This is a genomic window from Isoptericola haloaureus, from assembly GCF_036689775.1.
Taxonomy (GTDB): Bacteria; Actinomycetota; Actinomycetes; order Actinomycetales; family Cellulomonadaceae; genus Isoptericola; species Isoptericola haloaureus.
The window spans coordinates 189,145-200,174 of the sequence record NZ_JBAGLP010000099.1 but is presented as its reverse complement, the minus strand read 5'-3'; the positions used below and the strand labels follow the sequence as shown (position 1 = coordinate 200,174).

Below are 11,030 nucleotides of genomic sequence, written 5' to 3'. Positions count from 1 at the left end.
CCGGTCCCATACCGAACCCGGAAGCTCAGCCCTTCAGCGCCGATGGTACTGCCCTGGAGACGGGGTGGGAGAGTAGGACGCCGCCGGACACCCTTCACAGCAGGCCCCCAACCCCTCGCGGGTTGGGGGCCTGACTGCTCTCTGCACGTGTATCGGGGAACGGTCGGTTCGCACGGCCGGCCGCGACCGTGGGAGAATCGGGCGTTGCCCAGTCATGAGAGGACCACAGTGAACGACACGCCGCGCGGGACGGCCGATTCCGGCGATGGGCGAGAGCCGCGCCGAGGGCCAGCACGTGGAGGATCCCGGGGTGCCGGACGTCCGGGCCAGCCCTCGCGCGACGGACGTCCCCGTCGTGAGGGACAGCCACGCCGGGACGGGCAGCCTCGCCGGGACGGTCGTCCGACCCGAGAGGGCCAGCAGCGCCGGACCGGGGACCCGCGTCGGCGGGAGGGGAACCACCCGCACGGCGGGCACCGTGACCGCGCGGACGACCAGCACCGTGGCAACCGGGGTGCGCCGCACGGCGACCGGTCGGCCTCGGCCGACCGCGGTCCGCGCGACCCGGAGCTGCCCGAGGACGTGCACATGCGGGATCTGCACAAGGAGGCGCGGGAACGGCTGCGCGGCCTGAGCAAGGAGAATGCCGAGCGGGTCGGCGCACACCTCGTCATGGCCGGACGCCTGCTCGACACCGACCCCGAGGCGGCCTACGCCCACGCACAGGCCGCCGTCCGACGCGCCGGACGCGTCGACGTCGTGCGCGAGGCGGCCGGCATCGCGGCCTACCGGACCGGTCGGTTCGCCGAGGCCCTGCGCGAGCTGCGCACCGTGCGACGGCTCAACGGTTCCTCGGAGCACCTGCCGCTCATGGCCGACGCCGAACGCGGGCTGGGTCGGCCGGAGCGTGCCATCGCGCTGGCGGCCTCCGAGGAGGCGCGCACCCTGGACGCCGAGACGCGCACCGAGCTGGCGATCGTCGTCAGCGGGGCTCGCTCCGACCTCGGTGAGCACGACGCCGCACTCGTGGTGCTCGACCGGATCCCGGCCGCCGAACGGAAGGGTGACCTCGGGCTGCGCGTGCTGCAGGCACGCGCCGTCGCCCTCGAGGCCGCCGGCCGGACGGACGAGGCGGCCAGGGTCCTCGCCGGTATCGACCCGGAGGCTCTGCAGCGCGCCGTCGGCGGCGGCGAGTTGCCGGCCGACGACGTCGTCGTCTTCGACGCCTACGACGAGTCGGCGGACGAGGGGAACGAGGCGGAGGCCGACGCGTGAGCGCCGGGCTCGCCGCGAGCGAGACGCCGCTGGCCGAGGCCTACGACCTCGCCCTGGTCGACCTGGACGGTGTCGCCTACCAGGGGCACCTGCCCATCGACCACGCGGCACCGAGCCTGGCGTCGGCGCGGGCGAGCGGTCTCGACCTGCTGTTCGTGACGAACAACGCCTCGCGCGAACCGGAGGAGGTGGCCGGGCAGCTCAGCAGCCTGGACATCCCGACGGAGGCCGCCGAGGTCATGACGGCGGCGCAGGCGTGCGCCACCCTGTTGCGCACGCGGCTCGAGCCCGGCGCCCGGGTGCTCGTCGTGGGTGGCCGCGGCCTGGTCACGGCAGTGCGGGAGGCAGGCCTCGAGGCGGTCGGCAGCGCCGACGACGCCCCGGAGGCCGTCGCCCAGGGGTTCGCCCCCGAGCTCGGCTGGAGCGACCTGGCCGAGGCGGCGTACGCCGTGGCCGGCGGCGCCTGGCACGTCGCGAGCAACCGGGACATGTCCCTGCCGACCGCCCGCGGGTTCGCCCCGGGCAACGGCGCGCTCGTCGCCGCCGTGTCGGCGGTGACGGGGGTCGAGCCCGACAGCGCCGGCAAGCCGTCGCCCACGATGTACCGCATGGCCGTGGAACGGGCGGGCGCGTCCCGTCCTCTCGTCATCGGCGACCGGCTCGACACCGACCTCGCCGGAGCCCGGGCGGCGGGATACGCCGGGCTGCACGTCCTGACCGGGGTGTCCTCCGCGCGCGACGCCGTGTTGGCCGAGCCGGGCCTGCGCCCGCACTTCGTGGGCGCCGACCTGCGCTCCCTCCTCGTCGCGCACGAGACGCCCGTGCTGACCGACGGCTGGTGGCGGTGCGCCGACCGGGCCGCGCGCGTCGTCGACGGACGGCTCGAGCTCGACCGGCACGGCCCGGCGGGCCTCGACGTGGTCCGCGCCGCGTGCGCCGCCGCGTGGGACGCTGCGGACGCCGGTGAGCCCGTGGCGGCCGACAGCGTGCCGGAGCTGACCGCCTGAGGCCGACCACTGTGCGTCGGCGCGGTTCCGCCGCGCCGACCAGGTAGCGTTGACCAGGATCGATCGAGGGGAGTGCTATGTCGGACGACGCAGCCGACGTCGGCGAGCAGCCGGCCGGCCGCTCCGCCTCGCTGACCCCGCTGGACGGGCTCGAGGACCTGCCGACCGGCGAGCACCCGTCGCGGTTCGAGGCCGTGCACCAGCACCTGCGGGCACGGCTGGACGACCCCGGGACGGACGGAGCGGGGGACTGATGCCGAACCGTGCCGACTCAGAGCTCGTGCGGCGCGGACTGGCCCGGTCTCGTCGGCAGGCGTCCGCCTTCGTCGCGGCCGGCCGGGTCCGGGTCGGCGACGAGGTCGTCACGAAGTCCTCCGCCGTCGTCGCGCAGGACGCCCCGCTCACCGTCGCCCCCGACCCGGACGACCCCGGGTACGCCTCGCGCGCCGGCGCGAAGCTCGCCGGCGCCCTCGACGCGCTCGCCGCGGACCCGGTCGGGCGAGCGGTGACCGACCGCCTGCCGGGTGCGCACTGCCTCGACATGGGCGCCTCCACCGGCGGCTTCACCGACGTGCTGCTGCGCCGCGGTGCTGCCGGCGTCGTCGCCGTCGACGTCGGGCACGACCAGCTCGTGGACACGTTGCGCGCCGACGACCGCGTCACGGTCGTCGAGGGATTCAACGTCCGCGACCTCGGGCCCGCGGACCTGCCTCGGCCCCCGGACGTCGTGGTCGGCGACCTGTCCTTCATCTCGCTGCGCCTCGTCCTGGGCCCCGTCGCGACGTCGGTGCCCACCGGTACCCACGTCCTGCTGCTGGTCAAGCCGCAGTTCGAGGTCGGGCGCGAACGGCTCGGCAGCGGCGGCGTGGTCCGCGACGCGGCCCTGCACGCGCAGTCCGTCACGGACGTCGTGGTCGCGGCGGCGCCGCTCGGCCTCGCGGCCCGCGCGCTCGTGCCCAGCCCGCTGCCCGGACCCAGCGGGAACCGTGAGTACTTCGTCTGGCTGCGGCGCACGTCGACGGCCATCCCCGCCGACGGCGACGCCGTTCGGTCCGTCGCCGACCGTGCGGCCGCCTGGCTGCCGGACGGTCAGCTGCCGCCGGTCCTCGCCCTGGGCGGGCCCGGCACCGGAGGTGAGAGATGACGCGCCGCGTCCTGATCGTGACCCACGGCGGGCGGCCCCGTGCCGTGGCCGCGATGTCCGAGGCGGTCTCCGAGCTCGAGTCCGCAGGGTTCGAGGTCACGCTGCACGACGACGACCTCGCCGAGACCTTCGGCGACCGGATCTCCTCGGTGCGCCTGCGCGAGGGCGTCGCCGAGTCCGAGGTCGTCATGGTCCTCGGCGGTGACGGCACGATCCTGCGCGCGGCCGAGCTGACGCACGGGACCGAGGTGCCCCTGCTGGGCGTGAACCTGGGGCACGTCGGGTTCCTGGCCGAGTCCGAGCGGGAGAACCTGCACGACGCCGTGCGCCGGCTGGCGGCCCACGACTACGTCGTCGAGGAACGCCGGGTGGTGGACGTCGTCGTCCACCGTCCCGGGGAGGACGAGCCGGTGACCGGCTGGGCGCTCAACGAGGCCACCATCGAGAAGGGCGACCGCGAGCGCATGCTCGAGGTCGGCATCGCCGTGGACGGTCGGCCGCTGAGTTCCTTCGGGTGCGACGGCGTCCTCGTCTCGACCGCGACGGGGTCGACGGCGCACGCCTTCAGCGCCGGCGGACCGGTGATGTGGCCGGACGTCGACGCCGTGCTGCTCGTCCCGCTGTCGGCGCACGCGCTGTTCTCGCGGCCCCTGGTCATCAGCCCGCGCTCGGAGTACGTCGTGGAGGTGCTGGAGCGCAGCCCGATCCCCGGGGTGCTGACCTGCGACGGGCGCCGCAGCATCGACCTGCCGCCCGGCTCCCGCGTGCACGTCCGCAGCGGCGCCGTGCCGCTGCGGTTCGCACGGCTGATGCCGGCGCCGTTCACCGACCGGCTGGTGTCCAAGTTCAACCTGCCCGTCGTCGGCTGGCGGCAGGCCGCCGACGGTGCGGCACGGCGGTCCGTGCCCACCGAACAGGGTCCGCCCGAGGGCTCCTCCCCGGGCCCGGCCCCGGTCCAGAAGGAGGTGTGAGGGTGCTCGAGGAGATCGCGATCGAGGACCTCGGTGTCATCCGCTCGGCGCGGGTCCCGCTGTCCGCCGGCCTGACCGTGATCACCGGTGAGACCGGGGCGGGCAAGACCATGGTGCTCACGGGCCTGGGGCTGCTCATGGGCGGCAAGGCCGATCCCGGCAGCATCCGGCCGGGGGCCTCGCGCGCCGTGGTCGAGGGACGCCTCGACCTGGCCCGTCACCCGGAGGTCGTCGGTCGCGTCGACGACGCCGGGGGCAGCGTGGACGACGACGGCACGGTCGTCGTGCTGCGCACGGTCGCCTCCGGACGGTCGCGGGCCCATCTCGGGGGGCGGGGGGTGCCGCAGGGCGTCCTCGCGGAGGTCGCCGACGAGCTCGTCACCGTGCACGGGCAGTCCGACCAGCTGCGGCTGCGCACGCCCGCCAAGCAGCGCGAGGCCCTCGACCGGTTCGCCGGGACGGAGCACGCCGAGGTGCTCGCCGCCTACCGGGCGGCCTGGAGCGAGCGGGCCGGGCTGCAGGCGGAGATCGACGACCTGACCTCGCGCGCCGCCGAGCGGGCACGCGAGGCCGAGCTGCTGCGTCTCGGGCTGGCCGAGGTCGAACGCGTCGACCCCCAGCCCGGGGAGGATGCCGAGCTGACGGCGCTGACCGCCCGCCTCGGCAACGCCGAGGCGCTGCGGCAGGCGGCGCAGCAGGCGCACGACGCCGTCGTCGGCCTCGACATGGAGACCGAGGGCTCGGCGGTGCACGCCCTGGAGCAGGCCAAGCGTTCCCTGGACGCCGTCGCCGAGTCCGACCCCGCGCTGGCCGAGCAGGCCGGTCGCCTCGCCGAGGCCGCCTACGTCATCACCGACGTGGCGACCGAGCTGTCCGGCTACGTCGCCGACCTGCAGGCCGACCCGGCCGCGCTGGAGACCGCGCACCAGCGTCTGGCCGAGCTCGGCGCGCTCACCCGCAGCTACGGCGAGACGATCGACGACGTCCTGCAATGGGCGTCCGACGCCGGGCTGCGGCTGCTGGACCTGGACGACGGCGACGAGCGGGTCACCGCGATGCGCGACCGGGTGACCGAGCTGGACGCCCGGCTCGTCGACCTCGCGGCCCGGGTCACGGCCGGTCGACGTACCGCCTCCGACCGGCTCGCCGAGGTCGTCACGACCGAGCTGGCCGGGCTGGCCATGTCGGGGGCCCGCCTGCAGGTCGACGTCGGCGAGGCCGACCCCGGGCCGTCGGGGGCGGACCAGGTGGTGTTCCTGCTCGAACCGCACCCCGGCGCTCCGGCCCGCCCGCTCGGCAAGGGCGCGTCCGGCGGTGAGCTGTCCCGCGTCATGCTCGCGGTCGAGGTCGCCCTGGCCACCGCCGGCGAGGACACCGTGCTGCCGACGTTCGTCTTCGACGAGGTCGACGCCGGCGTCGGGGGACGAGCGGCGGTCGAGGTCGGGCGACGGCTCGCCCGGCTGGCGCGCAGCACCCAGGTGGTGGTCGTCACCCACCTGGCGCAGGTGGCGGCCTTCGCCGACACCCACCTGGTGGTGACGAAGGCCACCGAGGGCGACGACGTCACCACCGTGACCGGCGTCCACGAGGTCGCGGAGGACGAGCGTGTCCGTGAGCTGGCCCGGATGCTGTCCGGCCAGGACGACTCGGCGACGGCGCGGCAGCACGCCCTCGAACTTCTCGAGTCCTCGGCCGTGGGACGATAGGCGGCGATGAGAATGATCCTGCGCCGGGCCGACCGCAGCCCCGACACCAGCGACGACGCCGCCGACGGCGGTGGGACGGCGCGTGTCGGCGCGCGGACGAAGGACCTCACCAAGCGGCTCCGCCCGGGCGACGTGGCGGTGATCGACCACGCCGACATCGACCGGGTGGCGGCCGAGGCGCTGGTCGCCGCCGGACCGTCCGCCGTGCTGAACGCGGCCGCCTCGACGACCGGCCGCTACCCGAACGCCGGTCCCGACATCCTGCTGCAGGCCGGCATCGTCCTGGTCGACGACATCGGCCCGGAGATCATGACCGTGCGCGACGGCGCCCGCGTGAGCGTCGAGGGCGGCGAGGTCCGCGTGGACGGCCAGGCCTTCGCGTCCGGGACCCGCCAGACGCCAGAGACCGTCGCCCGCGACCTCGCGGAAGCCCGCGAGGGCCTGTCGGACGAGATCGAGCGGTTCGCCGAGAACACGCTGTCCTACCTGCGCCGCGAGCGCGACCTGCTGCTGGACGGCGTGGGCGTGCCGGACGTGCGCACCACGGTCGAGGGTCGGCACGTCCTCATCGTCGTGCGCGGTTACCACTACCGCGAGGACCTGGCGATGCTGCGGTCCTACATCGCCGAGAACCGGCCGGTGCTGGTCGGTGTCGACGGCGGCGCGGACGCGATCCTCGACGCCGGGTACCAGCCGGACATGATCGTGGGCGACATGGACTCGGTCTCGGACCAGGCGCTGTCGTGCGGCGCCGAGATCGTGGTGCACGCCTACCGGGACGGCAACGCCCCCGGCCTGGAGCGCGTACGCGCCCTGGGGGTGGACCCCGTGGTGTTCCCGGCCACCGGGACCAGCGAGGACATCGCGATGCTGCTCGCCGACGACAAGGGTGCCGAGCTGATCGTCGCCGTCGGGACGCACGCCACGCTCGTGGAGTTCCTCGACAAGGGCCGTGCCGGCATGGCGAGCACCTTCCTGACCCGGCTGCGCATCGGAGGCAAGCTCGTCGACGCCAAGGGCGTCTCCCGGCTGTACCGCACCCGGATCTCCAACCTGCAGCTCACGCTGCTGTCGCTGGCCGGCGTCGCGGCGGTCCTCGCCGCCCTGTGGTCGACGGCGGCCGGGCAGACCGCCTTCGGGCTCGTCGGAGCCCAGATCGACGACCTCGTGTCGTGGATCGGCAGCCTCTTCGGCGGCTGACCCGGCCCGCGACCCACCTGACCTAGGAGCACCCCGACCCCGTGATCGACTTCCGTTACCACCTCGTCTCGCTGATCAGCGTCTTCCTGGCGCTCGCGGTCGGCATCATCCTCGGCGCCGGTCCGCTGCAGAACGCCATCGGCGACCAGCTGACCGACCAGGTGGAGGCACTGCGGACCGAGCGCACCGCGCTGCGCGACAGCCTCGGGGAGACCGAGGCGGAGCTGGCCGACCAGCAGGCCTACGCCCTGGCGGCGGGCGCCGAGCTGGTCGACGGTTCGCTCGAGGACCTGAGCGTCGCCGTCGTCGACGTCGACGGCATCGCCGAGACCCTCGAGCTCGACGTCGTCAACCAGCTCGAGGCGGCGGGCGCACGCGTCGTGGCCCAGTCCTCGATGACCGACTCCTGGAGCACCGTGGACGACTCGGTGCTCCGTGACACCGTCGCCGACGGGCAGCGCGGTCAGCTCGAGGACATGGTGCCCGAGGACGCGACGACCCCGCAGGTGCTCGGCACGGTGCTGGGCGTCGCGCTGACCGAGGGCGACGATCAGGTCCCCGGCACGCGCAGCGACCGGGCCGTCGAGCTCTACCAGCTTCTCGCGCAGGTCGGCCTGGTCGACTCCCGGTTCGCGCCGTCGGCACCGGCCGACGCCGTGCTGCTGCTGACCGCAGGGCCCCCGGAGGAGAACGGGGCCTCCACGTCCGAGACGCCCGAGGTCGGCGAGGACGTCGACGTCGCGAGCACCGTCACCGCCGTGCAGGCGGTGGCCGGGACGGTCGTGGTGGCCGGCCCCACGGCGACCGACGGCGACCTGCTCGCCGAGCTGCGCGCCGTCGAGGACGTCACCGCCTCCACCAGCACGGTCAGCGGCATCGAGCAGGAGGTCATGCGGATGAACGTGCCGCTCGCGATCGCCGCGCAGGACGACGACCAGGTGGGGCACTACGGCTTCGAGGAGGGTGCGCAGGTCATCCCGCCGGTGGTGCGGACACCGCCCGCCGAGGACGACGCCGAGGGGACGGGCGACGGCACGACAGACGCGACCGAGGACTCCGCCGACGGCGCCGACGGCGCCGACGGCGCCGACGGCGCCGCCGCGCCGGACGACGCGTCCGCCGACGCCGACAGCACCCAGGACTCCTGATGCGCGCGGCGCGGGTGCTGGCGGCCGGGCTGGTCGCCGCGGCCACGACCGCCGTCGTGCGCCGTGCCCTGACCGCGGCGCCCCCCGGCGGGCCCGACCGGTGGACGCGGACCAACCACCGCGACGAGCCGGTCTCGATGCTCGAGGGCCCGGCCGCGGCCGCCGGGCTCGTCGCGGGAGCCGCGGCCTGCGGTGCTGCGCCGCGGACCCGGGCGGCACTGGTGATCGCCACCGGCGCGGCCGGGGCCTTCGGCGTCGTCGACGACCTCGCCGAGGACACCGCGACGCGCACCAAGGGACTGCGCGGGCACCTCGGGGCGCTGGCGCGCGGCGAGCTCACGACGGGCGGGCTCAAGGTCCTCGGGATCGGGGCGACGGCCCTCGTCGCCGCCGGGGTCGGTACACCGCGCCGGCGGAGCGCGGCCGGGCACGCGGCCGACGTCGTCGTCAACGGCGCGCTCATCGCCGGGACGGCCAACCTGGTCAACCTGCTCGACCTGCGTCCGGGCCGTGCCCTCAAGGCCTCCGGGGCGCTCGCCGCCCCGGTGCTCGCCGCTCGGGAGCCGGGGTCGACCGGGGCGCTGCTCGGGGTCGTGGCGGCCTCGGCCCCGGCCGACCTGGCCGAGCGCGACATGCTGGGCGACGGCGGGGCGAACGCGCTGGGCGCCTTCGTCGGTGCGCAGTGGGCGTGCGCGGCCTCCCGCCCGGTCCGGGTGGCGGCCCTGGCGGCCGTGGTCGGGCTGACCCTCGCCTCGGAGCGGGTCAGCTTCTCCGCCGTCATCGACCGCACCCCCTGGCTGCGTCGCGTCGACGGGCTCGGCCGACGTCCCGCCGAGCCGGCCGCCGACGCCCACGTCGGAGGCACGGCGGGGTGAGCGCACCGGGCGGTCGCCGGGTCGGGGCCACGGTCGCCGGGGCGGCGGTGCTCATCACCGTCGTCACCCTGGCGAGCCGCGTCGTCGGGTTCGGGCGCTGGCTGGCCCAGGCCCGGTTCGTGGGGACCGACGGCGTCGACGCCCCCCTGAACGCCGCGAACCTGCTGCCGAACGTCCTGTTCGAGATCGCGGCCGGCGGCGCGCTGACCGGTGCGGTGGTGCCGCTGCTGTCGGGCTTCCTGGTGCGCGGCGACCGACTCAACGCCTCGCGCACCGCCTCGGCGCTGCTCGGGTGGACCGTCGTCGTGCTGGTCCCGGTCGCGGGCCTGATGGCCCTGCTGGCCGACCCGCTCGCCGAGCACGTGCTCCGCCTGCACGACCCGGTCAACGTCGCCGTGGCGGCCGACTTCCTGCGCGTCTTCGCCGTGCAGGTGCCGCTGTACGGGCTGGCGGTGGTCCTCGGCGGCATCCTGCAGGCGCACCACCGGTTCTTCTGGCCGGCCTTCGCGCCCCTGGTCTCCAGCCTCGTGGTCATCGGCGTCTACGCCCGCTTCGGCACCCTGGCCGACGGCAACCAGCAGGACGTCGCCGAGCTGACCTCGCAAGCGCTCGGCTGGCTCGCCTGGGGCATGACGGCCGGCGTGGCGTTCCTCGCGCTGCCGCTGGTGGTGCCGGTGTTGCGGACGGGTCTGCGGATCCGTCCCACGCTGCGGTTCCCCGACGGCGAGGGGCGGCGTGCGGCACGTCTCGCGTCGGCCGGCATCGGGGCCCTGGTCGCGCAGCAGCTCGCGCTGCTGGCCACGATGGCGTCGGCGAACGAGGCCGGCGGCGACGGGACGTGGACGATCTTCCTGTACGCGCAGAACGTCTACTTCCTGCCGTACGCCGTCCTGGCGTTCCCCATCGCCACGAGCGCCTTCCCCCGCTTCTCCGCGCTGGCGTCCGAGGGACGCGGCGACGAGCTCGCACGGCTGGTGTCGTCGACCACGCGGGTCCTCGTGGTCGTCTCGGCGGCCGGCGCCGCCGCGCTCGTCGCCGCCGCGCCCCTGGTCGAGAACGTCTTCGCGGGCGTCGCGGACGGTGACGCCGACGGCCTCGCGGCCGCGCTGGCCTGGATGGCGCCGGGACTGCTCGGGTACGCGCTGATCCTGCAGCTGTCCCGGCTGCTGTACGCGGTCGGTGCCGCGCGGGCCGCCTGGGTCTCCACCGCGGCCGGCTGGGCCGTCGTCGCGGTCGGGGTGGGACTCGCGGTCCCGGTGTTCGCCGGGGGAGGGGACGTCGAGACGGCCGTGCTGGCCTGGCTCGGCGGCGCCACGACGGTCGGTATGACCGTGGCCGGTGCCGCTCTGCTGCTCGCGGTGCGGCGTCGGGTCGGCGCACCCGCCCTGGACGGCGTGCTGCGCACGGGCGCCGTGACGGTGGCCGCGGCCGCGGTCGGGGCGCTGGCGGGTCGCTGGGCCGTCCCGGTGGCCGACCGGGGCGCGGGCGACGACGCCGCCCTCGACGCCGGGTGGATCGCGGCCGACGTCGGCTGGGGGCTGCTCGCTGGGCTGCTCGCGGCCGCGGTCGTCCTGATGGTCGCCGCGGCCACCGACCCGGCCGTGCGCTCGCGCGCCGCGGGCGTCGGCGGGCGCCTGCTGCCCCGGCGGTGATCCTCGCCGCTGTGCTGCACGGCACGGTGCGCGCGGGGGTGTCCCGCACGCC

General features: G+C 75.7%; 10 protein-coding genes and 1 rRNA gene. All 11 read left to right on the top strand.

Annotated elements, in window-relative coordinates:
* Nucleotides 1-89 (top strand): 5S ribosomal RNA (gene rrf, locus V5O49_RS02010); the annotation flags it as partial.
* A gap of 499 nt (nucleotides 90-588) precedes the next feature.
* Nucleotides 589-1,275, top strand: coding sequence for a hypothetical protein (locus V5O49_RS02005; protein WP_332900756.1), 687 nt, complete (start codon nucleotides 589-591; stop codon nucleotides 1,273-1,275).
* Complete coding sequence (locus V5O49_RS02000) at nucleotides 1,272-2,282, top strand: HAD-IIA family hydrolase (protein WP_332900755.1); 1,011 nt, start codon at nucleotides 1,272-1,274, stop codon at nucleotides 2,280-2,282. The genes V5O49_RS02005 and V5O49_RS02000 overlap by 4 nt, the downstream gene beginning before the upstream one ends.
* A gap of 77 nt (nucleotides 2,283-2,359) precedes the next feature.
* Entirely contained in the window at nucleotides 2,360-2,536 is a 177-nt protein-coding gene (locus tag V5O49_RS01995; protein ID WP_332900754.1) for a hypothetical protein, read from the top strand.
* Nucleotides 2,536-3,426 (top strand): TlyA family RNA methyltransferase, encoded by an 891-nt coding sequence (locus V5O49_RS01990; protein ID WP_332900753.1) that lies wholly within the window; start codon nucleotides 2,536-2,538, stop codon nucleotides 3,424-3,426. Before V5O49_RS01995 ends, V5O49_RS01990 begins: the two co-directional genes overlap by 1 nt.
* The gene (locus V5O49_RS01985) at nucleotides 3,423-4,397 is read left to right on the top strand and encodes an NAD kinase (protein ID WP_332900752.1); all 975 of its coding nucleotides are present in this window, start codon (nucleotides 3,423-3,425) and stop codon (nucleotides 4,395-4,397) included. The genes V5O49_RS01990 and V5O49_RS01985 overlap by 4 nt, the downstream gene beginning before the upstream one ends.
* A 2-nt stretch (nucleotides 4,398-4,399) precedes the next feature.
* Nucleotides 4,400-6,103: a DNA repair protein RecN gene (gene recN, locus V5O49_RS01980; protein ID WP_278237478.1), complete on the top strand. Its 1,704-nt coding sequence runs from the start codon at nucleotides 4,400-4,402 to the stop codon at nucleotides 6,101-6,103.
* A gap of 6 nt (nucleotides 6,104-6,109) precedes the next feature.
* Entirely contained in the window at nucleotides 6,110-7,303 is a 1,194-nt protein-coding gene (gene steA / locus V5O49_RS01975; RefSeq protein WP_278237206.1) for a putative cytokinetic ring protein SteA, read from the top strand.
* A 41-nt stretch (nucleotides 7,304-7,344) separates the two neighbouring features.
* A complete protein-coding gene (locus tag V5O49_RS01970; RefSeq protein ID WP_332900751.1) occupies nucleotides 7,345-8,451 on the top strand; it encodes a copper transporter in 1,107 nt (368 codons plus the stop codon).
* Complete coding sequence (locus tag V5O49_RS01965) at nucleotides 8,451-9,326, top strand: hypothetical protein (protein WP_332900750.1); 876 nt, start codon at nucleotides 8,451-8,453, stop codon at nucleotides 9,324-9,326. Before V5O49_RS01970 ends, V5O49_RS01965 begins: the two co-directional genes overlap by 1 nt.
* Complete coding sequence (gene murJ, locus V5O49_RS01960) at nucleotides 9,323-10,978, top strand: murein biosynthesis integral membrane protein MurJ (protein WP_332900749.1); 1,656 nt, start codon at nucleotides 9,323-9,325, stop codon at nucleotides 10,976-10,978. The genes V5O49_RS01965 and murJ overlap by 4 nt, the downstream gene beginning before the upstream one ends.
* Nucleotides 10,979-11,030 lie beyond the last annotated feature (52 nt).